We start from the raw sequence: 22,493 nt of genomic DNA, 5'->3' as shown, positions 1-22,493 counted from the left end.
ATATCGCGGATGCAGGGTGTCAGCGGAGCGGGAAGCTCGCCGGCAGGAGTTCTTCGGTGGATCGGCGGGCGTGGTCCGAGACACTCAACGAGGCGATGTAGAGGTCCAGGAATTCCTGTGCCCGCTCGCGGTAGCTGTCCGTGTCCACGGTGACGATCTCGCCGCCGTCGACCACTGTGCGGCCGGCAACCACCACGCGGGTGATGTCGCGGCCGTCCGCGTTCATCACCATGGTTCGGATGGGGTCGCCGTGCGGGCCGATGTGCTGGCCGGTCAGGTCCAGCACGAAGTAGTCGGCCTGCGCCCCGGGGGCGAGGCGGCCGAGGTCCGGGCGGCCCAGCGCTTCGGCCGGGTCCAGCGTGGCCGAGCGGAAGAGGTCCGCGGCCTGGGCGCTGGTGCGGTTTCCGGTGGTGGCCTTGGTCATGCCCATGGCGAGGTCCATGGCGCGGATCATGTTCGGCGGGGCGGAGTCCGTGCCCAGCACGATCCGGATGCCGCGCTCGCGGTAGGAATCGTAGTTGTCCAGCATGCCACCGTAGTGGGCCATCGGGATGGGGCAGAGCAGGACGCTCGTGCCGGAGTCCGCGAGCAGCGCGAGGTCGTCGCCGCTGCCGAAGGCTTCGGGCATGAGCGGGTGGCCTGGCACGGTCCATGCATGCGGGATGAAGGTCTTCTCGCCCAGGAAACCGAGGTCGGCGAGGTAGGGCAGGGATCGCTTGCCGGTCCGGGCGATCATGGTCTCGATTTCGAAGAGCCCCTGGGCGGCGTGCAGGCGCACCGGAATGCCCAGGTCGTCGGCGGCCTTGCGGGTCAGGCGCAGCGTCTGCTCAGTCTGGGTCTCGATCCGCGCGGGCACCAGGGCGGTACGGATCAGCCCATTTGCCCGGCCCTCGTAGTCCTGCGCGAACCGGATCGCGTCTTCCAGGCCCTCCAGGCCGCGGCGCTCGTCTTCGTGGAGCAGCACGCGGGCACCGTCTGTATATGGCACGGCTGTGCGGTAGCTCGGGCCGAGGTAGGCACGGACGCCGAGGGCTTCAACGGCCTCGGCGGTGTCCGCCATGTCCTGGTAGTCCTCGCACCATTCGTGGTAACTCTCCGACGCGATGGGCATGAGCGTGGTGATGCCGTTGCGCACCAGCTGGGAGAGCGCGAACTCGCGGCGGAAGCGGGCCTGTTCCCGGGTGAAGACGGCGCCGTGGTCCTTCAGGTAGGCCTCGGACCAGACCAGGCCGAGGCGGGTCGCGGGGCCGTGCCAGGAGTCGAAGATGGCGTGGTCGATGTCGGCCAGGGCGTTGAGGTCGATGAAACCGGGGGAGAGGATCGCCTGCCCCGCGTCGATCTCCACATCCACCGTGCCGGGGTAGTTCCGGCCGACGAAGAGGATGGTCCCGTCCTCGTGGACCAACTCGGCGTCGGGCAGGATGCAATGGTCGCCGTCGGCATAGCCGATCACGAAGGCGGCCTTGATGCGTGTGATCACTTGTTCTCCAAATCGTGTGCCTGGTTGTCCAGGATGGCCCCGGCCACCAGCATGGCGTCCTGCACGGAGCCGTCGCGGATGGCTTCGAAAAGATCGTCGTGGTTGTCATGCCCTGCGTGGGCGGCCCGGTCGAGGCCGGCGGCGGAGGTCCAGGCGCCGTCGATGTTCTCGGCCAGGGACCCGTAGATGCCGGCGAGGAGCTGGTTGTGCGCGGCATCCACCACGGCGCGGTGGAAGTCGATGTCGGCTGCCCGGAATCCCTCGTCATCGCGGGCTTCGGCAGCAGCACGACGGCGGTGGAGTGCGTCCTCGAGCTTGTCCAGGTCGGCCTTGTCCCGCCGCTGTGCGGCGAGGGCCGCCGCGGGCACGTCAAGGCTGCGCCGGACCTCGACCGCCTCGAAGGGATCCGCGTCCTGGAAGCCCTTGCGGAGGGCGATCTCCTGTTCGTCGACGGCGGCCACGAACGTCCCGTCGCCCTGCCGGGTCACCAGGAGCCCCGCGTGCACCAGCGCACGCAAAGCCTCGCGCAAAGGAGCGCGGCTCAGCCCCAACGCCCTGCCCAGTTCGGGTTCGGGCGGGATCCGGTCTCCCAGTCCCCACTCGCCCTGCCGAATCCGCTGGCGGATGTCGTCGATTGCTTCATCGACCACACTGCGCCGTCCGTTCACCGCCATGGTGCCCCCTCAGGTTCTAACGTCCACGAAGCGTCTCACATGGACGTTTGAAAATCCACTCTTTCGTAAGACGTCTTACGAGTGTATCTTAGTCGCTATGACCCAGATCACAGAACAATTTCCTGGCTCGAGGTCGCCCGAAGACAGGGAATTTCCCGCCGTCCGACTCGGCATCCAATTCACCCGCTACCCCGGAATGGAGCAGCTGCCGCTGCTTGATTCGCTCCGCCAGGCCGTCGACGACGGCTTCACGCTCGTCGTCTTGAACAACATCGCTGCGGAACTTTCGGGCGAAACCGAGGACACGCTCGACGAGGTGGCGGCCGAAGCCCGGCGCGCCGGCGTCGAACTCCAACTGGGACTGGGCTGCGCCGGCCCGGCCGGTCATCCGGCCGCCGTCCGGCAGGAACTGCACACCGCCCTGGCGCGGGGCCTGGACCTCGGCATCACGGAATTCTTCGTCTACACCCGTTCCGTGCGGGAAGGCCTGGTGGAGCAAGGGCGCTTCCTGGACCACGCCGCGCAGCTCCGGCTGGTCCGGGCAAACGTTGAATCCCTCGCCGCAAAAGCGCGGGACACTGGGGCCCGGATCAACGTCAAAACCCACGAGGACCTCGCCTCGGGCGAGGTCCTGTCCCTGGTGCAGGGCCTCGATCCCGCCGTCTTCAGCATCGGGCTCGACGTCGCCAACCTCGTGGTCCGCGGCGAAGATCCGCACGCTGTGGCAGCGTCCCTCGGCCCCTCGATCCGCATGACCCACCTGGAGGACCTGGTCCTCTTCGCGGTGCCGCACGGGTATCGGCGCCGGCTGCGCGCCCTCGGCGAAGGCGTCCTCGACTGGGACGTCCTCCTGGGCAGCCTGCTTGCCTCCGGGGTGCGTGACTTCACCCTCGAACAGCACCGCGGAAAGTTCGACACCCCCGTTTTCGACCGCTCATGGTTCCGCTACGAACCCCACCTCGACGCCCCGGAGCTCGGCCAGTTGGCCCGCCTCGGGGCCCTGACTCACGACGGCGTGGCGCGCGGCGACATCCCGCCCCTCGCCGGCTGGGACGACGACCCCGCCCCTGCCGAACGCCGTCGGCAACTGCTCCACAGCGCCGCAACGCTGCGGCGGATCCTCACAACGATCGGCGCCGGCATTGCTGCCCCGGCCACGATCCTCTCCGGAGAGGAAGGACTCTCATGACAGCAATAGCCGCCCCGCAGGCCGTTGTCCCGGCCAGGCGCCGGCCCTTCACCAGCTTCCTCAAACGGGACAGGAGGCTCACGCTCGCCCTGTCCCTGCTGGCCGCCCTGGTGGTGCTGACGCTGCTCGGCCCGCTGTTCTGGCGGATCCAGCCCGAAGCCATCAACCTCGGCTCGGTCCTCCAGGGCCCCAGCTTCGCGCACCCGATGGGCACGGATGACACCGGCCGCGACGTGATGTCCCGCTTCCTCGCCGGAGGGCAGACGTCCATCCTTGCAGGCCTGGCCATTGCCCTCATCGGGGCGATCGTCGGCTGCGTGACCGCCCTGCTTGCGGGCTCCATGCGCGGCTGGGTGGACACCGTCTTCACCTGGCTGACCAACTCGATCCTGTGCTTCCCAGCCCTGCTGCTGGCCATGGCCATCGCAATGGCCCTCAAGCCGGGCGTCACGGCGGCCGTCATTGGCCTGTCCCTGCATTCCTTCCCCTGGTACATGAGGACCCTCCGCGGCGAAGTGATGCGCCTGTACGGCCAGGACTTCATCCGCTCCACCATGGCGATCGGTGCCCACCCCGCCCGGGTCCTGTTCCGGCATGTGCTCCCGCACCTGGTCCCGATCATGATCCTGCAGATGGCGGCCGTGTTCGGCGCAGCCGTGCTGTCCCTGGCCGCCCTGGGATATCTCGGGCTCGGAGCCCAGCCGCCCACCGCCGAATGGGGCGAAATGATCACCGAAGGCCAGCAGTTCTTCCTCACCGGACAGTGGTGGATCGCCGGCTTCCCCGGCCTCGGGCTGCTCACCGCCGTCACCCTGACCACCGTCATCGCGGACCGGGCCCGGGAAGTCCTGGATCCCCGCGGCGAATTCACCCAGGCGAAGTGAGGCTTGCGATGACCAGCACCCTTCTCAAGCGCCTCGGCGTCGCCTTGGCCACCATCTTCGGGGCCTCGATCTTCACCTTCGTCCTGCTGCGCAAGGTCCCCGGCGACCCGGCCAGGGCGATCGCCGGCGACACCGCCACCGAGGAAACCATCGCCGCCCTGCGCAAGTCCATGGGCCTGGACGACAACCTCTTCGTCCAGTACGGCAACTACATGGGCTCCCTGCTCCGCGGCGACTTCGGCTTCTCGTACAGCACCGGCAACAGCGTGGGCACGCTCCTGGGGCAGCGGCTTCCCGCCACCCTCGAACTCGGCCTGCTGTCCGTGATCATCGCGATCGTCGCCGCCGTGCTCGCGGCAAGCTTCGCGGTCTACTCTCGACGGCGGTGGCCGGACCAGGCCGTCCGGGCGGCTTCCTCCCTGGCCATGGGTTCGCCGCCGTTCTGGATCGCGCTGCTGGCCCTGATGGTCTTCTCCATCCAGCTCGGGATTTTCCCGGGACCGGAAGGCCGGCTGTCCCCGGGCATGCTGAAGCCGCCGAACATCACCGGGATGTTCACCGTGGACTCGCTCCTGGCCGGGCAATGGGGAACCTTCGCCAACGCGGCGTGGCACCTGATCCTGCCGGCAGCGATCGTGGCCATGGGCCCCTTCGCCTTCCTCAGCCGGCTCTACCGCAACCAGCTGCGTGGCACCCTCCGGGAAACCTTCGTGGCCGTCTCCCGGAGCCACGGCCTGCGCCGCCTCCCGGTCTACAACCGGCACGTGGCACCGCACGGGCTGCTGTCCCTGCTGCCCGCCGCCTCCCTGCTCTTCGCCGACCTCCTCGCCGGCAGCCTGCTGGTGGAGAAGGTGTTCGGCTGGCCCGGCATCGGCTCCATGACCGCCGACGCCATCATCCAGAAGGACTTCGCGGTGGTCCAGGCCGTGCTCCTGCTGGCGGCCGTCCTCTACGTGGTGGTCAGCCTCCTGGCCGACCTCCTCATGACCGCTGCCGATCCCCGCACCCGAGTAGGAGCACGCTGATGCAAAGCAACGCACTCTCCCTTCCCGTACCCCGGCTGGCGGGCGACGGCGGCCCGGAGCCCGAGCGCAACGACCCCGTCCTCAGCGTCCGCGGCCTGCGGACCGACTTCGTGACCGCCGTCGGAACCGTCCACGCCGTCCGCGACGTCTCCTTCGACCTCCGCAAGGGGCAGCGCCTGGCGATCGTGGGCGAATCCGGCTCCGGCAAGTCCGCGATGGCCATGTCCCTCATGGGCCTCGTGCCCCCGCCCGGCCGGGTGGTCGGCGGCAGCGTCAGGCTCAACGGCAAGGAGATCGTGGGCCTGGACGACGCCGGGATCTCCAGGGTCCGCGGCAAGGACATCGGCCTGGTCTTCCAGGACCCCATGGCCGCCCTGGATCCGCTGAAGACCATCGGCAGCCAGTTTGTCGAAACCATCCGGGTGCACCAGGACGTCCCGGTTAAGGCTGCCCGCAAGATGGCCGCCGACCTCCTTGGCGAAGTGGGTGTCAACGATGCAGCCCGACGGCTCTCCGACTACCCGCACCAGTACTCCGGCGGCATGCGCCAGCGCGTCCTGATCGCCATGGCCATCGCCAACGATCCCTCCGTGGTGGTCGCGGACGAACCCACCACCGCCCTGGACGTCACCACCCAGGCGCAGGTGCTGGACCTGCTGGCCAAGATCTGCGATGAACGCGGCAATGCGCTGGTGATGATCACCCACAACCTGGGCATCGTGGAGGAACTCTGCGACAGCGTCAACGTCATGTACGCCGGCCGCTTCGTCGAATGCACCAGCACCGAGGCGTTGTTCGCCTCGCCGGGCCACCCGTATTCGAAGGCCCTGCTGGACTGCGTCATCGACCCCGCCAATGCCCGGCGCGGTGCGCTCCCTGCCATCCCGGGATCGCCGCCGGACCTCTCGGTGGACGAACCCGGATGCCCTTTCGCCCCGCGCTGCCCGATCGGCCGGGACCAGGAACGCTGCGCGATCGAAAGGCCGCAGCCGCGCACCCTGTCCAACGGCGCCGTCGTCCGCTGCCACTTCGCTTACGACCCCCAGGGAGAGACAGCATGAATAACGCAAGCGCCACCCCGCTCCTGCGGGTGGAGAAGCTGAACAAGTCCTATGCCAAAGGCATCGGCGGCCGCCACCGCACCCAGATCCTGCGCGATGTCTCCTTCGAACTGCGCCGCGGCCAGACCCTGGGCCTGGTGGGGGAGTCCGGCAGCGGAAAGTCCACCACCGCGGCCTGCGTCATGGGCCTCACGGCGGCGGACAGCGGGCTGATCGAGTTCGACGGCGTGGACCTCACCACCTTGTCCAAGGCCGGGATGCGCAAGATGCGCCGGCGGATCCAGATGGTCTTCCAGGACCCGAACGGCTCCCTGGACCCGCGCTTCACCGTGGCGGACCTCGTGGAGGAACCGCTCATCGTGCACGGCGTCACCGACTCAGCCGAACGCTCGCGCCGGGTCTCCGAAGTCCTGGACCGCGTGGGAATCAGCGTCAAGCAGGCCCAGCGCTACCCCTTCGCGTTCTCCGGCGGCCAGCGCCAGCGCATCGCGATCGCCCGGGCCCTCGTCCTGAACCCGGACCTGGTGGTCCTGGACGAACCCGTCAGCGCACTGGACGTCTCCATCCAGGCCCAGGTCCTTAACCTCCTCAGCGACCTGCAGGACGAACTCGGCCTGACCTACCTCTTCATCGTCCACGACCTCGCGGTTGCCAGGCTCATGAGCCACCACATCGCCGTCATGAACGCCGGAGAGATCGTGGAGGCTGGCACCTCCGCCGACGTCTTCGACAACACCACCCACCCGTACACCCGTGCCCTGCTGGATGCCGTGCCGGGTGCCCGACGCCGGGCAGCCCAGCAGCGGACAGCAGCCCAGCAGCGGGCAGCAGCCCAGCAGCGGACGACGGCGGCGCTCGCCACGGCGGGCACGGCCGACGCCATGGAAGGAATGTGACATGTTGACCCTCCCGAAATGGACGGCAGCCGCGAAGGCGGGGCTGATGAAGCGGACGACGGCGGCGCTCGCCGCCGTGGGCCTGCTCGCCCTGTCCGGTGGCCTGGCCGGCTGTGCCCAGCCCGCGGCGTCCTCCGGCACCGGCGAACGGCCCTTCACCGTGAACTGGGCCGCCTCCCTGACCAACATCGACCCCGCGTTCGTATGCGCGGGCAATGAGAACAGCTTCGCCACCAACTTCTACGCCCGCCTGGTCAGGCTCGACGAGGAACCGCAGAAGGACGGCACCCTCGTGGCGGTCAACGAGCCCGAACGGGTCAAGGGCGACCTGGCAACCTCGTGGACCGTGTCCCCGGACGGGAAGTCGTACACCTTCAAACTGCACCCCGGGGCGAAGTTCGCCAACGGCAACCCGCTGGACGCCGAAGCCGTGCGCTACTCGATCATGCGCAACCTCACCATCGGCGGCTGCGGCGCCCTCGGCCTGCAGATCGGCCTGACGGATCCGCCGCTGATCAGCAACGTCGTCGTAGTGGACCCGGAAACGGTGCGCATGGAACTCTCCCGGCCCTATCCGGCAATCCTGGTGACCCTGGCCCAGAGCCGCGGCTCGATCTACGACCCGAAGGTCATCAAGGAGCACGGCGAGGACAAGAAGGGTGTGCCCAACCAATGGCTCGCCTCGCACACGGCGAGCAGCAGCGGCCCCTACGTGCTGGACGAATACGTCGCCAACAACTACGCCGTCCTCACCCGGAACCCGAACTACTACGGCGAACCGGCCAAGGAAGCGGAGGTGCGGGTCAACTTCATCACCTCGATCCCCACGCTGATGCTGCAGGCCCGCCGCGGCGAAGCCGACGTGACCTTGGGCCTTCCGCCCTACGTTGTCCACCAGCTGAGCCAGGAGGACTGCTGCCGCGTGACCACCGCGCCGGCCTTCGCCCCGGTGACGGTGTCCCTGGACAACTCCTCGGGCACCACGGCGAATCCGAAGCTCCGTGAGGCGCTCACTTACGCGGTGCCATATGAGCAGATCAAGGCGAGCGTGGCCTACGGCTACGCGGACATCTTCTACGGCCCCTTCGTCCCCGGCATCCCGGGCTTCGACGCGCAGCGTTCGGCGCCCCGGCCGTTGGACAAGGACAAGGCGCGGGCCCTGGTCAAGGAATCGGGCCTGGTGGATCCGCAGATCGACCTCATGATCAACCCGTCCTCACCCGGCGTGTCCACGCTCGCCACCATCCTCAAGTCCTCCTGGGAGGACATCGGGGTGCGCGTGAACATCGACTCGCAGACGCCCACGGCGTTCGCCACCAGGTTCAACACCGGCAAGTACCAGTCGGCCCTGCTGTTCGAAACCGGGGGTGTGGTGGCCGCGTACGAGCTGCGCAAGAAGATGACCTGCGGCAGCACCTTCAACAACCAGCACATCTGCATCCCCGGCACCCCGGAGCTCATGGACAAGCTCAATGCCGCTTCCGATCTCGATTCGCAGCTGCCGTACATCAATGCGCTGGTGGATTCCTGGCGGGCCAATTCGCCCACCATCATCCTCTACCGCGCACAGTTCACGGCCGTGCTGTCGCCCTCGGTCAAGGACTTCGCGTACTCGCCCACGTTCTCCTTCTACAACTGGGGCCGCTAGCGGCACCCTGCCCGCCGCGGACAACCGGTGCGTCCGGTCCCGCGGCGGGCACCACACGACTTCAAGAACCAACTAAGGACAAGAAAAATGCGTATTGGTGTTGATGGCAGCAAGATCCCCCACGAGGCCGAGGACTCCGCGGTCCGGATCCTCGAGCGCGCCCACGCGATGGGCATGGAGGGGGTCTACTTCCGCTCCGTGATGGATGTTTCGCCCACCCTGGACCGCGGCCTGCTCGCCGAGGTGCGCTCCTGCGCCGACGACCTTGGCCTCTACCTCCAGATGGGCCTGGCCAAGGTCAACCCCTATGCGGCCGCCGAGGCGCCCCAGGTCCGCCGGTTGGGCGACGGCGACTACACCCGCGGCATGGTCAGGATGATCGAGGCTGCACACGAGGCCGCCGGGGTCACGGACCTGTGGGTGGCCTGCGCCAACTACCAGCGCGGCATGCCCGGCTACTACGTCTTCGACCGCTTCCGCACCGACGCCCCGTGGCCGGACCAGCTGGTGGCGATCGAGAAGTTCCTGCGCCTGCTCGCCCCGGTGGCCCGCGACCATGGGGTACACCTGAACATCGAGACCCACGAGGAGATCACCAGCTACGAGGTGGTGCGGCTCGTGGAGTCCGTGGGCCCCGACGTCCTGGGCGTCACGTTCGACACCGCCAACGTGGTGGTGCGCGGCGAGGACCCCGTGGCGGCGGCCCGGCGAGTGGCGCCGTACACCCGCGCCACGCACCTGAGGGACTTCGTACTGGGGGAGCAGGAAGGGGTGTTCGGCCGGGTCTTCGCGCCCATCGGCCAGGGCTCCATCGACTGGGACGCCGTGCTGGGCATCCTGCACGCGGCCAACCCGGAACTGCCGCTCTCCATCGAGAACGCCGGCCCCACCCTGCACCTGCCTATCGGCCTGGACGACCCCGAATGGCTGGCCGTGCACCCGGACCTCGCTCCGGCCGAGGTGGCCCGCATCCGCGAAATGGCCGCCGAATACCAGGCGCGCGTCGACCGTGGCGAGGCTCCCTCCCTGACGGATTTGCGCGCGATTCCGTACGACGGCGAACGCTTCATCCAGGAATCGGCCCAGGCCCTGCGTGCCTCCCTCGCCCGGCTCGGCATCGCGGAGGGCGTCACCACCCGCTAAAACCCATGAGCGCGAACGTACAGTTGCGGCCCTAATCGCCGGAAAAGGGGCCTCAACTGTACGTTCGCGCCCACTCTAAGGCCGGCGTGGAGCACAATGGCCCCATGGCATCCAAAACCACCGCATCCAAGATCACCGATGTTCCGGGAATCCGCGTGGGGCACGTCCAGAAGATCGGCGGCGGCTGGTTGTCCGGGGTCACGGTGGTGCTGCCGCCGCCGGGAACCGTGGGCTCGGTGGACGTCCGTGGCGGCGGGCCCGGCACCCACGAGACCGATGCCCTCGATCCCACCACACTTGTCCCCACGGTAGACGCGGTGGTGCTGACCGGCGGGAGTGCCTACGGACTGGCCGCGGCGCATGGTGCCCAGCGCTGGTGCGAGGAGCAGGGCCGTGGCTTCCCGGTGCCCGGCGGCGTGGTGCCGATCGTCCCGGCCGCGGCTATCTTCGACCTGGGGCGCGGCGGCGACTTTGCCGCCCGGCCCGGCGCGGACATGGGCTACGAAGCGGCAGCCGCCGCGGCAGCATCCGGTGAGCAGGCCGACGTCGTCCGCGGGAACACCGGTGCCGGCACCGGGGCGGTGCTCGGCAGGGGCGCGTTCAAAGGCGGGGTGGGCACGTCGTCCCTCACCCTCGACGCCATTTCCCCGGACGGGCCCGTGGTGGTGGGTGCCATCGCGGTGGTGAACGCACTCGGCCTGCCGGCCGGGGCGGAGGCGCCGGAAGCGCCAGGAAACCCGCAACCGAACACCACGCTCGTCGTCGTCGCCACCAACGCGATCCTGGACCCGGCGGATTGCAAGCGGACCGCCGCGGCGGCCCATGCCGGCCTCGCCCGGGCCCTGAACCCCTCCCACACCCTCGCCGATGGTGACACCGTTTTCGCGCTGGCGACGGGCGCCGTCGCCCTCGACCGGAGCAGCGAGCAGGCGCGCCAGGTTTCCCTGATCACCCTGCAAAGCGCGGCCGCCGAGGCGGTGCGGCTCGCCATCCTGGACGGCATTGCCGCGGCGGAAACCATCACGACGCCGGCAGGTGAGTTCCGCGCGTTCGCCACCCGAACGGACGGCCGGCAGGCGTGACAGTACGATGCGTCTGCGCTAGCATGAGCCGATTTAACATTCGGCCCGCTTTGGCGTAGTGTTGTCTGTTGGTTGTCTGCACAGCCACGCCCATTTACAGAACCGGAATTCCGGGCCTGCCGGTGGGCAGGCGGGGGCAACCGAAAACCCAAAAACGTCCGCGGGGATTCCCTTGGGAAGGACTGCGGCAAACAACAGTTAGCGGAGGATATGGCCAAGAAGGACGGGGTCATTGAGATCGAGGGCGTTGTGACCGAGGCTCTGCCCAACGCGATGTTTCGCGTTGAGCTGACCAACAAGCACATCGTTCTCGCACACATCTCGGGGAAGATGCGCCAGCACTACATCAGGATTCTCCCTGAGGACCGCGTAGTGGTGGAGCTGAGCCCTTACGACCTCACACGTGGTCGCATCGTCTACCGCTACAAGTAAATTGCTGGGCGGCAGGGCATAGCCCGAGCCGTTCCAGCCGACCACCTGCAACACGCAAAGGAACGCCATGAAGGTCAAGCCGAGCGTTAAGCAGATCTGCGACAAGTGCAAAGTGATCCGCCGTAATGGCCGGGTCATGGTGATCTGCGAGAACCCGCGCCACAAGCAGCGCCAGGGCTAATTCCCGCCAGGGAATCAGCGCCCGCAAGGGCAAACCTGGGCTGTGCCCACGCAAGTAAATAAAGGCAGCACAAGCTGCGCTGGGACATTGAGCAACACAGAGCCCGGACAGCGAACCCCCGGTCGGAGGCTGGGGCCACACTGAAAGTGTGGGTGTACTGCCTACGACCTCCGGTTTATTCAAGGAGTACCGCCACTATGGCTCGTCTCGCTGGCGTAGACATTCCCCGCGAAAAGCGGTTGGAAATTGCGCTTACTTACATCTACGGCGTGGGCAAGACCCGTGCAAAGGAAACCCTGGCTGCCACCGGCATCAGCGCTGACGTTCGCGTCAAGGACCTGACTGACGCCGAACTGGTTCAGCTGCGTGACTACATCGAGGGCAACTACAAGGTTGAGGGTGACCTTCGCCGCGAGGTGGCCGCCGACATCCGCCGCAAGGTCGAGATCGGCAGCTACGAAGGCCTGCGTCACCGCAAGGGCCTGCCCGTACGCGGTCAGCGTACGAAGACCAACGCTCGTACCCGCAAGGGCCCGAAGCGTACCGTCGCCGGCAAGAAGAAGGCCGGTCGCTAGAAATAGCGGTCGTCTTCACCCGATAACTTTTCTGTAGGAGAAAACATGCCCCCCAAGACTCGTGGAGCGGTCCGTAAGCCGCGTCGCAAGGATAAGAAGAATATTGCGCTCGGCCAGGCGCACATCAAGAGCACCTTCAACAACACCATCGTGTCCATCACGGACCCGACCGGTGCTGTGATCTCCTGGGCTTCCGCCGGTGAGGTTGGCTTCAAGGGCTCCCGTAAGTCCACCCCGTTCGCTGCCCAGATGGCTGCCGAGGCCGCTGCGAAGCGCGCCCAGGAGCACGGCCTGCGCAAGGTCGACGTTTTCGTCAAGGGCCCGGGATCCGGACGCGAGACCGCAATCCGTTCGCTGCAGGCCGCTGGCCTTGAGGTCGGCTCCATCCAGGACGTCACCCCCAGCGCCCACAACGGTTGCCGCCCGCCGAAGCGCCGCCGCGTCTAATTGACTCTGCTGCGGCCGGCCGTGCCGCCGTCGGACAGTTTTCCTGTCCGGCGGGCACGGCCGGCAGCTTCGGAAAACAAGCCGATTTCCACCACCTGTGTTGCGTCATATAGCGGATGCTCGCCGAAAGGAAACCTAAGTGCTTATTGCACAGCGCCCCACTCTGTCTGAAGAAGTAGTCTCCGAGAACCGCTCGCGTTTCATCATTGAACCGCTGGAACCGGGCTTCGGCTACACCCTCGGCAACTCCCTCCGCCGTACCCTGCTCTCCTCCATCCCCGGTGCCGCTGTTACCAGCATCCGGATCGATGGCGTGCTGCACGAGTTCACGACGGTTCCGGGTGTCAAGGAAGATGTCACCGAGATCATCCTGAACATCAAGAACCTCTCCGTGTCCTCCGAGCACGATGAGCCGGTTGTCGCGTACCTGCGCAAGCAGGGTCCCGGAGTCGTCACCGCCGCGGACATCGCTCCGCCGGCCGGAGTCGAATTCCACAACCCGGATCTGCACATCGCCACGCTGAACTCGAAGGGCAAGTTCGAACTCGAACTGACCATCGAACGCGGACGCGGCTACGTTTCGGCAGCTCAGAACAAGTCCGGCGACTCCGAGATCGGCCGTATCCCGGTCGACTCGATCTACTCGCCGGTCCTGAAGGTGACTTTCCGCGTCGAAGCCACCCGTGTTGAGCAGCGCACCGACTTCGACAAGCTGATTGTCGACGTCGAGACCAAGCAGGCCATCGCCCCGCGCGATGCCGTCGCTTCCGCAGGCACCACCCTGGTGGAACTGTTCGGTCTGGCCCGCGAGCTGAACACCGCAGCTGAAGGTATTGAGATCGGCCCGTCGCCCACCGACGCAGCCCTGGCTGCCGACATGGCACTGCCGATCGAGGATCTGGACCTCACGGTCCGTTCCTACAACTGCCTCAAGCGTGAGGGCATCCACACCGTGGGTGAACTCGTTGCCCGCTCCGAGGCTGACCTGATGGACATCCGCAACTTCGGTGCCAAGTCCATCGACGAGGTCAAGGCAAAGCTGGTGGAACTGGGCCTGTCCCTGAAGGACTCGCCGCCCGGTTTCGACCTTGCAGCCCGCGCCGCAGCCATCGAAGAGGACGACGCCGCGTTCAGCGACGACGAGCTCTAACACAGATCTTGGCCATCGGGTCCCGGACGGACCAGTACGGCCTTCATTACAGGAGAAATTACTATGCCTACCCCCACTAAGGGTCCGCGCCTCGGAGGCGGTCCGGCTCACGAGCGCCTGATGCTCGCGAACCTGGCAGCATCGCTGTTCGAACACAAGCGCATCACCACCACGGTCACCAAGGCCAAGCGCCTGAAGCCGTACGCAGAGCGCCTGGTCACCTTCGCCAAGCGTGGCGACCTCGCTTCCCGCCGCCGGGTCCTCGGCCTGATCAGCAACAAGGGCGTTGTCCACGAGCTGTTCACCGACATTGCCCAGGCAGTGGAGAACCGCGATGGCGGCTACACCCGCATCACCAAGATCGGCAACCGCAAGGGCGACAACGCTCCCATGGCTGTCATCGAGCTGGTTCTCGAGCCGCTCTCCCCGAAGCAGGCTGTTGTAGCCGAAGCCACCCAGGCTGCCGAGAAGGCTGCCCCGGTTGCTGAGGAAGCTCCGGCTGAAGAGGTCGTCGAGACCGAAGAGGCTCCCGAAGCTGCTGCCGAAGAGGCTCCGGCTGCTGAGGAAGCTGCCGAAGCTCCGGCCGAAGAGGCCGCCAAGGACGAGAAGTAATTCGCTGAATTCTTCCCGATAGACTTGGGTCTATGAACGAACAGGAACCCGCTGCCCCCGTTTCCGGAGGCGGCGGGTTCTTGCGTATCCGGATGGATTTGTCGTATGACGGCGGGCCGTTCAGCGGGTGGGCAGTGCAGCCCGGACTCCGGACCGTGCAGGGCTGCCTTGAGTCTGCGCTGGAGCTGGTCATCCGCCGTCCGGTCCGGGTCACCGTGGCGGGCCGTACCGACGCCGGCGTGCACGCCCGCGGCCAAGTGGTTCATGTGGACCTCTCGCCGGAGGAGTGGTCACGCCTTTCGCGCGGTGGACTGTACGAGCCGGCCGTTGCCCTGCAGCGCAAGTTGCGCGGGGCGCTCAGCAGGGTCCTGGAGGGGCACTACGGCGCTGGTGGTATTCGCGGAGCCATTGAGATTCACGACGCCGGCCTGGCGCCGTCGGGCTTCGACGCCCGGTTTTCGGCGCTGTGGCGCCGCTACAGCTACCGGATCGCCGACGGCCCGGAACGCTGGGACCCGCTGTTGCGGGGATTGACCCTCTGGCACAAGGCCCCGCTTGACGAGGCCCTGATGAACCGCGGAGCGGCCGAACTGCTGGGCCTCCAGGACTTCCGGGCCTATTGCCGGCCCCGGGAGGGAGCGACCACCATCCGGGAACTCCAGGCCTTTGAGTTCGTGCGCGGGGAGGACGGCGTCATTGTCGCCACCGTCCAGGCTGATGCCTTCTGCCACAACATGGTCAGGTCCCTGGTGGGCGGTGCCCTTCGCGTGGGGGAGGGGCTGGAGACTCCGCAGTGGATGCACGACCGCCTGCTCGCCGGTGTCCGCGACGCGAAGTCGGTCCTGGCCGCGCCGCATCCCCTGGTCCTTGAACATGTCGCCTATCCTGCCGACGGCGAGCTGCTTGCCCGCGCTGAGCTGACCCGGGCGAAGAGGGAGTAACCGTTTCACGTCCCATGGGAAGTCCTGCCCATGGGACCGTGCACGGCATTGCAGGCCAATGCCGACGAGCAGGAGAAGGCCAGCCAGAGTGCGGGCGGCCAGGGCGGTGACCGCAGGGACTAATCGCGGGGCTCTGCCGGTTCGCGGACCGGATTTGGGGAAGAAGGAAATGATCCGGGCGGCCATACCGCGGGAGAGGACGCCTACCCTGGAGGGCTCGGTGAACCCGGTCCCCGCAGAGGACGTTCCAATCAGGTCGGCACCGACGTCGAGAACCTCGCCAGGAAAGCGCTGGAAGACGCCGCACTTCCGGTGTCACGGGGCCGGTCGCCTATCCAGTGAGCACCGATTGAAAGGGCTACTGCATCGGCAAAGATGAGCTGACTGGTTCTACGCAAAGCGGCGGTATTAGCCACAGCACCCAGGGGCCAGGTGACCGTATACCCGCCGAGCAGTCCGGGCGGCGAATGGACGTACACGTCGGAGACGAGCGTGAGCTTTTCTGACTGGTACAACTGGGACGGCGGCAAGGCCACGGACATCGGGCCGTTGAACGTCTCCGATGAACAACTGGGAAGGCTCAACAAAGTGGGAATCGCCCAAAACTACAACATGCCGACCAAGCCTGGTCGAACGGAAGCGTGAAAGCCCGGTCCCGCCGGGGACCGGGCCTTCATGCCAAGGTGCGGCGCTGGCCGAACCTGTTTTCCTCCGTGGGAGGGATTCTCCCCGATCAGCTCGTCGGAGGTCCTGCGACGCAGCCGTTGGCGATGAAGTCCTCCGCTCCGGGTCCCCAGTTCAGGCCATCGAAGTGCCCGCTCGTGTTGGGCAGCGCCCAGTCGAAGGGCGGAATGACATCTTCGAAGTCCTGGTGGTTCTGATGTCCCGCTACCACGGCGATCTCATCGGTGGTGATGACCACGAACGGGTTCTTCTCGCTGTGTGTTGCGTGGCAGTAGGTGACTTGGTGGTCCGGCGGCGGGGAAGCCATCGCCGAAGGTGCAACACCCAGCAGGACGAGTCCGGCCACAGCGCCGGCAGCCCATAGTTTCTTCATGTTCCTTGTTCCTTTGTCCAGGTTCTGAACCATGTTTCGCTATTCGCAAGCCGTGGCCGCCCGATCACGGACCGTACGGCCTGCATGTACTGGCCGGCACGTTCAGCAAAGAATCCCGTTCTTGGATACGTGGAGCAACTAGCACCCCCGCTTCACCGTCTCCACCGCCCAGCCTTTCGAGACGCGACATTCCGTGGAATGCCAGCGCGCCGCCTGCGCGCTTGCTTGAAGGGTAAGCGCGAGTTACTTCGCGGCACCCGAGTAGTCGGTACCTGTCTTTCACGGCGGAGGCGGGGCATGTGTACTCAATTGATGTTCCCTAGACCGTCGGTGCCACGTAGCATCGTGTCACCGCGAAGATTCTCCCGGTTGACGGCGCCTGTAGAGCCCATTCCTCGGAGGACCCAGGCGGACGCCCAGTCCCCTGCCATGGAGATGGGGCGGGCGATTCGTGGCTCCCACCCGTCTTAGGGTGGGGGCCACCCCTCCCGGCGTGCGCACTTACCGTCTGAGCGCCGTAGGTTGCCCGGATCTGAAGTGCAGCCAGGCGGGCAGCTCTGTGGTGAAGCCCTCGCGGACCGCCGGTGTGGTGGCTGCCGTCCAGTCGACCCTTGGAACAAACCTCGTTCTCCACCTTGTCCCATTCGAACCAGTTGATTATCTTCGGTGGGGAAGGCTTGGGCCGTGTCTGGTCCGAGGACCTGCCGCCACCATGCCTGCTGTCCCGGTGGTGTTGAACAGGGCAGTGGTCTTTGGGATCGCAACCGATTTGCCGTGGTCCTTGCCGCGGGTGGGGTAGAAGTCGGGAACGACGAGGTCGTTACCGCTGGAAGCCGGGAACTGGTACCCATCTGCGAAGCAGGGTACGACCGTCAAGGACCGTCTGCTTTGGGTGCCCTCCCTCCCTGTTGCCTCAAAGCAATACCTCCGGGAAGAGTAATACGTTGCCTCATTTGAAAACCTCCGGATGAGTGGTGTTGTTGCCTCGTTGAATCGGGCTTTCGGGATGCCTAGTTGTTCCAGGCGCGGTTGACGGGTTTGAGGGGTGCTGGTTTCTTGGCCAGGGCCAGTGTTTCCAGCTGTCCGGTCAGTGCCAGGATCTGGCGTGAGAGGGCTCCTGGCTTGATGCGTTTGAAGGCCGCGTTCATCTGGATGACCGGGCGTTTGTGCATCCGTTCATGCCGGATCGCGCGTTGGTGGGGTGTGGCTGGCGCGTCGTGTTTCTTGGTGACTTTCGCGCCGTGCCGCTGTTTGGAGAGTAGCTTCTGCTGTGGCAGGAGGTAGTTGGTGAACACGCGGTCCAGCTCCCAGATTTCGTTGAGTTTGGCCAGTTCCGCGGCGGTGTCGTAGCGCAGGTAGCCGACCAGTTCCCGGACCCTGGCCCAGTTCTTCTGCTCCACGTGGGCTCCGTCGTTCTTGTTGCCGGGCCGGGACCGGGTGAACGTGATCTGATGTGCATGGCAGTAGGCCAACAGATGCTCGTTGATGAACTCGGAACCGTTGTCCGAATCGATGCGAGCTTGTCAAGATTTTTGTGTAAGTGACCGGCCGGTGGGTCAGCCCAGGTAGGGTTCGATGCGTTCGGGGTAGGTCAGGGCGAGGATGCCGAGTGCTTCGTTCCAGCCCTGGCCTTGGGATCCTTCAATGAGCGTGTGCACGGATTTGCCTCTGTTCTCGCGAGCCTGGCCGTGGATTTTCGCGCGTTCGCTGGCGCGTTTGTCTTCGATGTTGCAGATGGCCAGCCAGAGCAGTTTGACCGCGGCAGTGTCATTCGGAAAATGGCCGCGGTTCTTGATGATTTTGCGTAGCTGGTAGTTCAGCGATTCGATGGCGTTGGTTGTGTAAATCACCCGCCGCAGTGGCGGAGGGAAGGCCAGGAAGGGGACGAACTTTTCCCAGCTGTTGCGCCAGGTGTTGATCGTGGCGCGGTACTTTTTGCCCAGCTCGGAGGAGGCGAATGCCTCCAGTTCCGTTTCCGCCGCTTCGGCCGACGATGCCGTGTAGATGGGTTTGAGGGCGGCTGCAACCCGTTTCCGATCGTTGTAGCCGATGAACCGCATCGAGGCCCGGATCAGGTGCACCACGCAGGTCTGGACCGTAGCCAGGGGCCACGTCGCGGCGATCGCTTCGGGAAAGCCCGTCAACCCGTCGCAGCAGACAATGAGCACGTCCCGGACTCCGCGGTTGGCCAGCTCCGCGCAGACCCCTGCCCAGAACTTGGCCCCCTCGGTGGCCTCGACCCAGATCCCGAGCACGTGCTTGATGCCGTCCATATCCACTCCCACGGCAATGTGCGCGGATTTGTTGCGTACCTGGGCCCCGTCGCGGATTTTCACGACGATGGCGTCCAGATACAGGATCGGGTAGATCGGATCCAGCGGGCGGCGCTGCCAGATCATCACCTCATCGAGGACATCGTCGGTAATTTTGGAAATCGTTTCGTGGGACAGTTCGGTTCCGATGGTCGATTCCAGATGGTGCTGGATGTCCCGCACGGTCATCCCGCCGGCGTAAAGGCTGACAATGATTTCATCCAAACCACCCGTGCGGCGGGAGCCTTTGGGCACCAGCCGCGGAACGAAGGATCCGTTCCGGTCCCGCGGAATGGCCAGTTCAACCTCCCCGGCCTGGCTGGCCAGGGTCTTTGGATAGAAGCCGTTGCGTGAGTTTGGCAGCGCCCGTGCCGCGGGATCGCCCTTTTCATAGCCCAGATGGCCGGAAAGCTCGGACTTGAGTCCGCGCTCAAGAACGGCCTTGATCATCTGGTTCAGGAAACCGTTCTTGCCATCGATCTGCAGCTCACCGGAATCGATCTGCGCCATCAACTCCTCAAACGCACCAGACTCCCGCAACTGCTCCATCCCGCCGGCAGCAGCCACCTTCGCCGCAAGCTCCGCGCCGAGCTCTTCACTTGAACCAGCCATGGTCACAGTTTTCTCCAAACAACAAAGGACCGGAACTCCTACACAAACCATCTGACACCCCCATCGATGCCGATGATCGGGAACGGGAACACCTCGGTGACGTGTTCGAGGGCCTCGAACACCCATTTGGCGGCCTTGTTCCGCACCGACCGGTTCACGGTCCAGCCCGTGGCGATGTCCGTCACCGTCAGGGTGCAGCAGAACTCGCCGAAGTTGTTGCCTCCCTCGTGGCCCACCAGGTCGATCTCCACAAACCCCGGGACGGCGTCATCCCACTGGGCCCAGGTGCGGACCGGGATCTGGGATTTGAGCAGCGTGCCCGGCTTGGTATGGGACCGCCCGCGCGGTAAAAGTTTTGCCCGTTCGCCGGCGAGTTTCCGGTCGATGGTCGCTGCACTCATCCGCATCAGCAGTCCGGCCTGTTCATCGGTCAGCTCAAGCTCCCGGTCCCGGCGCAGCAGCGGCACCAGGACAGGCAGCATTGGGGCAAGCAGCCTGCCGGCAGGGGCGCGCAGCACGGCCCAGCACTTGATGAGGGCAGGCAGCAAATCAGGCCCGTATACCGGGGTCCTGCCTGGCCTGGGTCTTACGATCTTCAACACCAAGGCATCGCGCAACGCCGCCCGGGCGTAGTCCCGGTGCCAACCGGTCAGCTCGACCAGTTCATTCAGGATCCGGGACTTCCCTGCACGATCAGCACCCTTATAGGCGAGGGCCTTTTTCTTCGTCACAGCTTGCCGCTGGGCCATCGTTAGCTCCATGAAAACGGGCATAGCCCCCAAACACCGCCACACTTGCCAACCACGCCGCTACGCGGAGGTTTTCAAATGAGGCAACGTATCCAGCTACGCGGAGGTTTTCTATGAGTCAACGCGCCCTCTTGCTTGCCAGACTGTGCGGGCATAACCTGAAGCAGCCTCATGGGGAGGGGGCGGCACAAGGCCTCTGCGTCACCGACAGCGCAGAGGCCTTACCGTGTTTACCGGCCGGCTGATTGGTCAGTGGCCGCGCTCCTTGCCCGGCCTGGTGTTGTTGCGAGCGAAGCGGTCGAGTTTCCGGACGTTCGGCACGGACGGACAGACCATCGATTCCTTCCGCCTCATAGTGGCCTTTGGCGCCGGCACGTCAGCGGCGAAACCGGTCCGCGCGACGACGGAGAACGTCGGGGAGCCCGTGCTGCGTCTTTCCGCGTGGAGGACCAGCCCGGGCTCCCCGGTCGCCGCAGGTGTCTGGCTGGTCCTCTCCGGGGTGGTTCTCGTCCTGGGAACCCTGCGGATCCGGGTGGCCGAATTCGCCACCTCACGAAGGAGCGCACACCGGGTCCCCGTCACCGTGGCCGGGGTCCCCGGCCGGCTGCTGGTTATCTCGATGGGCGGCGCCGCCGTCCAGGTCGAGGCCGCGCGCTCCCCGACGCCGGGGCCGTCGCCTTCGAACTGCCCGGCGCCGACCCGGTTCCCCTGAACATCGTCCGCGTCTGGAAGAGCTCCAAGACCACGTTCACCGCATCCCTGCGGGTCCGCGACTGGGACTGAACACCTATCGCAGGCTCGCCCTCTCGCTGTTCCACACCCCCCGACCGCGCCCTGCCCCGGTTCCCCCAGGCGTCCCCGCCATCGCAACCCGGGGAAAAGGCTGAGCTGTAGGCCTGCCGGCGCTCCATCGTTGGCATGTGTCCGTGTCAACGGCGTCGATTCGGGGGCTGGGCTGCTGTAGCCATCGGTCTTTTCTTCCTGATGCTGATTATCACTGGCTTCATGAGGCCGACGGGGGCGGTGCGCGCTTTTCCCGAACGTGAGAGACCCCCTTCCGGCTCTGGGTACCGGAAGGGGGTCGGGATGACCACTGCGGCTCTGGGTACCGGGTGGTCGGTATGGTGGCGCCCCCTCGCAAAGGGTGCCAAATCGGGTACCTCCCTCCGGCAGGCCCAGTAGTTGCCGGCGGTGGCGTCGAGGTACTCCAGTGCCTGCCCAGACAGGCTGGTTTTGGATGGTTGGTGGGTTAGGGGAGGCCGAGGGCGGTTTTCAATGTGGCGTTGAGGTAGTCGTAGTGCTCACTCAGCGCTAAACCGAATGCGGTGACGCCTACTATGACCAGCGTGATCATGAAGGCCATCAGGACCGAATACTCGGTGGCCATGCTCCCGCGTTCGTTGTCCCGGGGGTCAGGATCTGCGGGGACGCTGTCGTCCTGTTCCAGGCTGGACATTGTGTTCACCCCTGGAACATCTTGACGATCGACAGTACCGCCGGGCCCAGGATGATTACGAGCAAAGCCGGGAAAATGCAGGTGATCAGCGGGAAGAGGATCTTGACCGGGATCTTCATGGCATGTTCTTCGGCACGCTGCCGGCGCTTGAGCCGCATTTCACCAGCTTGCGCCTTGAGTACCTTTGCAATGGCGATGCCGTAGGCGTCAGCTTGGACGACTGCCCTGACGAAGCTACGTACGTCCCTCACGTCCACGCGGTCGGCAAGATCCAAGTATGCTTCCTTTCGGCTCCGACCAACTTGGATATCTTGAAGGGTCCGGATGAACTCGTCGGCGAGGGGTCCTTTTCCGTTTTCCGCGGCTCGTGCCATGGCGGCTTCGAAACCGAGACCGGCCTGGACCGAGATGAGCATCTGGTCCAGGGCATTGGGAAGGGCCATCTTCATCGCTTCCCGTCGCTTCTGGGCATTGGAACGGATGAGGATGTCCGGTACGAAGTAGGCTATGCCCGTTGCCGCGAAACCCAGCAGTACTTTGCCTGCAGACGGATCGCCAACGAACAGCAGAACGCCGAGGACTGCACCGCCCAAGGCGAGGAGTGGCTTGAGCATGAGCACCCGGCCGAGCGGCCAGTCTTTGGGCCGCCCGGCTCCGGCCAATTGCTTGTCAAGCCAGGCCACGTACCCGCCTGGTGCAATCTGTCGGGAAATGTCTGACAACCATTGGGCGGCATTTGCCGGCTTGACGGCGACGGCTGTTTTCTGTCCGAGGTTCCTCCGAATGTTCCGCATTGCGGCGCGGTCTCCGGTTAGAGCGAGCCACACCATCCAGGACACTGGAGCAACTATTGCCAGCATGGCGGCATACGCGTAGATCTGCATGAC

Annotated in this window: 25 protein-coding genes; 17 read left to right on the top strand and 8 right to left on the bottom strand. The window is 65.8% G+C overall.

The features are described from left to right. Nucleotides 1-19 precede the first annotated feature (19 nt). Both D3654_RS19665 and D3654_RS19660 read right to left on the bottom strand, forming a co-directional pair. Nucleotides 20-1,480 carry a chlorohydrolase family protein gene (locus tag D3654_RS19665; protein ID WP_120523140.1) on the bottom strand — a complete coding sequence of 487 codons (1,461 nt, stop codon included), beginning with the start codon at nt 1,478-1,480 and terminating at the stop codon, nt 20-22. After that, nucleotides 1,477-2,154 carry a FadR/GntR family transcriptional regulator gene (locus tag D3654_RS19660; protein ID WP_120523139.1) on the bottom strand — a complete coding sequence of 226 codons (678 nt, stop codon included), beginning with the start codon at nt 2,152-2,154 and terminating at the stop codon, nt 1,477-1,479. Before D3654_RS19660 ends, D3654_RS19665 begins: the two co-directional genes overlap by 4 nt. A 97-nt stretch (nt 2,155-2,251) precedes the next feature. On the opposite strand from D3654_RS19660, the gene D3654_RS19655 reads away from it, so the two are divergent. The 16 genes from D3654_RS19655 (at nt 2,252) to D3654_RS20600 (ending at nt 16,065) form a co-directional block, all read left to right on the top strand. Then, nucleotides 2,252-3,343 carry a sugar phosphate isomerase/epimerase family protein gene (locus tag D3654_RS19655; RefSeq protein ID WP_162943810.1) on the top strand — a complete coding sequence of 364 codons (1,092 nt, stop codon included), beginning with the start codon at nt 2,252-2,254 and terminating at the stop codon, nt 3,341-3,343. After that, nucleotides 3,340-4,227, top strand: coding sequence for an ABC transporter permease (locus D3654_RS19650; protein ID WP_162943809.1), 888 nt, complete (start codon nt 3,340-3,342; stop codon nt 4,225-4,227). The genes D3654_RS19655 and D3654_RS19650 overlap by 4 nt, the downstream gene beginning before the upstream one ends. A gap of 8 nt (nt 4,228-4,235) precedes the next feature. Continuing rightward, nucleotides 4,236-5,252: an ABC transporter permease gene (locus tag D3654_RS19645; protein ID WP_120523136.1), complete on the top strand. Its 1,017-nt coding sequence runs from the start codon at nt 4,236-4,238 to the stop codon at nt 5,250-5,252. Beyond that, nucleotides 5,252-6,313 (top strand): ABC transporter ATP-binding protein, encoded by a 1,062-nt coding sequence (locus D3654_RS19640; protein WP_120523135.1) that lies wholly within the window; start codon nt 5,252-5,254, stop codon nt 6,311-6,313. The genes D3654_RS19645 and D3654_RS19640 overlap by 1 nt, the downstream gene beginning before the upstream one ends. After that, entirely contained in the window at nt 6,310-7,209 is a 900-nt protein-coding gene (locus D3654_RS19635; protein ID WP_120523134.1) for an ATP-binding cassette domain-containing protein, read from the top strand. Before D3654_RS19640 ends, D3654_RS19635 begins: the two co-directional genes overlap by 4 nt. 1 nt (nt 7,210) lies before the next feature. Further along, nucleotides 7,211-8,857, top strand: a complete 1,647-nt coding sequence (locus tag D3654_RS19630; protein WP_162943808.1) for an ABC transporter substrate-binding protein — start codon at nt 7,211-7,213, stop codon at nt 8,855-8,857. Nucleotides 8,858-8,944: 87 nt separating this feature from the next. Beyond that, nucleotides 8,945-10,000 (top strand): sugar phosphate isomerase/epimerase family protein, encoded by a 1,056-nt coding sequence (locus D3654_RS19625; protein ID WP_120523132.1) that lies wholly within the window; start codon nt 8,945-8,947, stop codon nt 9,998-10,000. A gap of 104 nt (nt 10,001-10,104) precedes the next feature. Next, the gene (locus D3654_RS19620; protein WP_120523131.1) at nt 10,105-11,082 is read left to right on the top strand and encodes a P1 family peptidase; all 978 of its coding nucleotides are present in this window, start codon (nt 10,105-10,107) and stop codon (nt 11,080-11,082) included. A 210-nt stretch (nt 11,083-11,292) separates the two neighbouring features. Then, entirely contained in the window at nt 11,293-11,514 is a 222-nt protein-coding gene (gene infA, locus D3654_RS19615; RefSeq protein ID WP_009358723.1) for a translation initiation factor IF-1, read from the top strand. A 67-nt stretch (nt 11,515-11,581) separates the two neighbouring features. Then, nucleotides 11,582-11,695, top strand: a complete 114-nt coding sequence (gene rpmJ / locus D3654_RS19610) for a 50S ribosomal protein L36 (protein ID WP_011775570.1) — start codon at nt 11,582-11,584, stop codon at nt 11,693-11,695. A gap of 197 nt (nt 11,696-11,892) precedes the next feature. Continuing rightward, nucleotides 11,893-12,270, top strand: coding sequence for a 30S ribosomal protein S13 (gene rpsM / locus D3654_RS19605; RefSeq protein ID WP_074587766.1), 378 nt, complete (start codon nt 11,893-11,895; stop codon nt 12,268-12,270). Nucleotides 12,271-12,315: 45 nt separating this feature from the next. After that, the gene (gene rpsK / locus D3654_RS19600; RefSeq protein ID WP_021472435.1) at nt 12,316-12,717 is read left to right on the top strand and encodes a 30S ribosomal protein S11; all 402 of its coding nucleotides are present in this window, start codon (nt 12,316-12,318) and stop codon (nt 12,715-12,717) included. A gap of 139 nt (nt 12,718-12,856) precedes the next feature. Beyond that, nucleotides 12,857-13,867: a DNA-directed RNA polymerase subunit alpha gene (locus D3654_RS19595; RefSeq protein ID WP_011692778.1), complete on the top strand. Its 1,011-nt coding sequence runs from the start codon at nt 12,857-12,859 to the stop codon at nt 13,865-13,867. A 63-nt stretch (nt 13,868-13,930) separates the two neighbouring features. Then, on the top strand, nt 13,931-14,479 hold the full coding sequence (gene rplQ / locus D3654_RS19590) for a 50S ribosomal protein L17 (RefSeq protein WP_120523130.1): 549 nt from the start codon (nt 13,931-13,933) through the stop codon (nt 14,477-14,479). Between the two features lie 32 nt (nt 14,480-14,511). Then, a complete protein-coding gene (locus D3654_RS19585; RefSeq protein ID WP_120523129.1) occupies nt 14,512-15,420 on the top strand; it encodes a tRNA pseudouridine synthase A in 909 nt (302 codons plus the stop codon). 492 nt (nt 15,421-15,912) lie between these two features. Further along, on the top strand, nt 15,913-16,065 hold the full coding sequence (locus tag D3654_RS20600; protein WP_162943807.1) for a hypothetical protein: 153 nt from the start codon (nt 15,913-15,915) through the stop codon (nt 16,063-16,065). 88 nt (nt 16,066-16,153) lie between these two features. Here D3654_RS20600 and D3654_RS19580 read toward each other — a convergent pair whose 3' ends face one another. From D3654_RS19580 to D3654_RS19565, 4 genes are all read right to left on the bottom strand, one after another. Next, nucleotides 16,154-16,477, bottom strand: a complete 324-nt coding sequence (locus tag D3654_RS19580) for a hypothetical protein (protein WP_120523128.1) — start codon at nt 16,475-16,477, stop codon at nt 16,154-16,156. 1,010 nt (nt 16,478-17,487) lie between these two features. After that, a complete protein-coding gene (locus D3654_RS19575) occupies nt 17,488-17,877 on the bottom strand; it encodes a hypothetical protein (RefSeq protein ID WP_205571868.1) in 390 nt (129 codons plus the stop codon). A 156-nt stretch (nt 17,878-18,033) separates the two neighbouring features. Beyond that, nucleotides 18,034-19,401: an IS256 family transposase gene (locus D3654_RS19570; protein ID WP_120523241.1), complete on the bottom strand. Its 1,368-nt coding sequence runs from the start codon at nt 19,399-19,401 to the stop codon at nt 18,034-18,036. Between the two features lie 38 nt (nt 19,402-19,439). Then, nucleotides 19,440-20,150 (bottom strand): hypothetical protein, encoded by a 711-nt coding sequence (locus D3654_RS19565; RefSeq protein WP_205571867.1) that lies wholly within the window; start codon nt 20,148-20,150, stop codon nt 19,440-19,442. A 277-nt stretch (nt 20,151-20,427) separates the two neighbouring features. Here D3654_RS19565 and D3654_RS19560 point away from each other — a divergent pair, with 277 nt between their 5' ends. Next, nucleotides 20,428-20,862: a hypothetical protein gene (locus D3654_RS19560; protein ID WP_162943806.1), complete on the top strand. Its 435-nt coding sequence runs from the start codon at nt 20,428-20,430 to the stop codon at nt 20,860-20,862. A 537-nt stretch (nt 20,863-21,399) separates the two neighbouring features. On the opposite strand, the gene D3654_RS19555 is transcribed toward D3654_RS19560, so the two are convergent. Both D3654_RS19555 and D3654_RS19550 read right to left on the bottom strand, forming a co-directional pair. Continuing rightward, entirely contained in the window at nt 21,400-21,615 is a 216-nt protein-coding gene (locus tag D3654_RS19555; RefSeq protein ID WP_425359434.1) for a Flp family type IVb pilin, read from the bottom strand. Further along, a complete protein-coding gene (locus D3654_RS19550) occupies nt 21,612-22,490 on the bottom strand; it encodes a type II secretion system F family protein (RefSeq protein ID WP_120523126.1) in 879 nt (292 codons plus the stop codon). Before D3654_RS19550 ends, D3654_RS19555 begins: the two co-directional genes overlap by 4 nt. Between the last annotated feature and the right edge of the window lie 3 nt (nt 22,491-22,493).

This window comes from Arthrobacter celericrescens (assembly GCF_003614925.1).
GTDB classification, from domain to species: domain Bacteria; phylum Actinomycetota; class Actinomycetes; order Actinomycetales; family Micrococcaceae; genus Arthrobacter; species Arthrobacter celericrescens.
Note: the sequence above shows the minus strand (reverse complement) of the source record. Positions and strands in the feature narration are given on the sequence as shown.

Bases quoted from the DNA above. Each gene is read 5' to 3' on its own strand.
- D3654_RS19660 (WP_120523139.1), bottom strand. From the start codon at position 2,154: ATGGCGGTGAACGGACGGCGCAGTGTGGTCGATGAAGCAATCGACGAC.
- D3654_RS19655 (WP_162943810.1), top strand. From the start codon at position 2,252: ATGACCCAGATCACAGAACAATTTCCTGGCTCGAGGTCGCCCGAAGAC.
- D3654_RS19650 (WP_162943809.1), top strand. From the start codon at position 3,340: ATGACAGCAATAGCCGCCCCGCAGGCCGTTGTCCCGGCCAGGCGCCGG.
- D3654_RS19645 (WP_120523136.1), top strand. From the start codon at position 4,236: ATGACCAGCACCCTTCTCAAGCGCCTCGGCGTCGCCTTGGCCACCATC.
- D3654_RS19640 (WP_120523135.1), top strand. From the start codon at position 5,252: ATGCAAAGCAACGCACTCTCCCTTCCCGTACCCCGGCTGGCGGGCGAC.
- D3654_RS19635 (WP_120523134.1), top strand. From the start codon at position 6,310: ATGAATAACGCAAGCGCCACCCCGCTCCTGCGGGTGGAGAAGCTGAAC.
- D3654_RS19630 (WP_162943808.1), top strand. From the start codon at position 7,211: ATGTTGACCCTCCCGAAATGGACGGCAGCCGCGAAGGCGGGGCTGATG.
- D3654_RS19625 (WP_120523132.1), top strand. From the start codon at position 8,945: ATGCGTATTGGTGTTGATGGCAGCAAGATCCCCCACGAGGCCGAGGAC.
- D3654_RS19620 (WP_120523131.1), top strand. From the start codon at position 10,105: ATGGCATCCAAAACCACCGCATCCAAGATCACCGATGTTCCGGGAATC.
- infA (WP_009358723.1), top strand. From the start codon at position 11,293: ATGGCCAAGAAGGACGGGGTCATTGAGATCGAGGGCGTTGTGACCGAG.
- rpmJ (WP_011775570.1), top strand. From the start codon at position 11,582: ATGAAGGTCAAGCCGAGCGTTAAGCAGATCTGCGACAAGTGCAAAGTG.
- rpsM (WP_074587766.1), top strand. From the start codon at position 11,893: ATGGCTCGTCTCGCTGGCGTAGACATTCCCCGCGAAAAGCGGTTGGAA.
- rpsK (WP_021472435.1), top strand. From the start codon at position 12,316: ATGCCCCCCAAGACTCGTGGAGCGGTCCGTAAGCCGCGTCGCAAGGAT.
- rplQ (WP_120523130.1), top strand. From the start codon at position 13,931: ATGCCTACCCCCACTAAGGGTCCGCGCCTCGGAGGCGGTCCGGCTCAC.
- D3654_RS19585 (WP_120523129.1), top strand. From the start codon at position 14,512: ATGAACGAACAGGAACCCGCTGCCCCCGTTTCCGGAGGCGGCGGGTTC.
- D3654_RS19580 (WP_120523128.1), bottom strand. From the start codon at position 16,477: ATGAAGAAACTATGGGCTGCCGGCGCTGTGGCCGGACTCGTCCTGCTG.
- D3654_RS19570 (WP_120523241.1), bottom strand. From the start codon at position 19,401: ATGGCTGGTTCAAGTGAAGAGCTCGGCGCGGAGCTTGCGGCGAAGGTG.
- D3654_RS19565 (WP_205571867.1), bottom strand. From the start codon at position 20,150: ATGGCCCAGCGGCAAGCTGTGACGAAGAAAAAGGCCCTCGCCTATAAG.
- D3654_RS19550 (WP_120523126.1), bottom strand. From the start codon at position 22,490: ATGCAGATCTACGCGTATGCCGCCATGCTGGCAATAGTTGCTCCAGTG.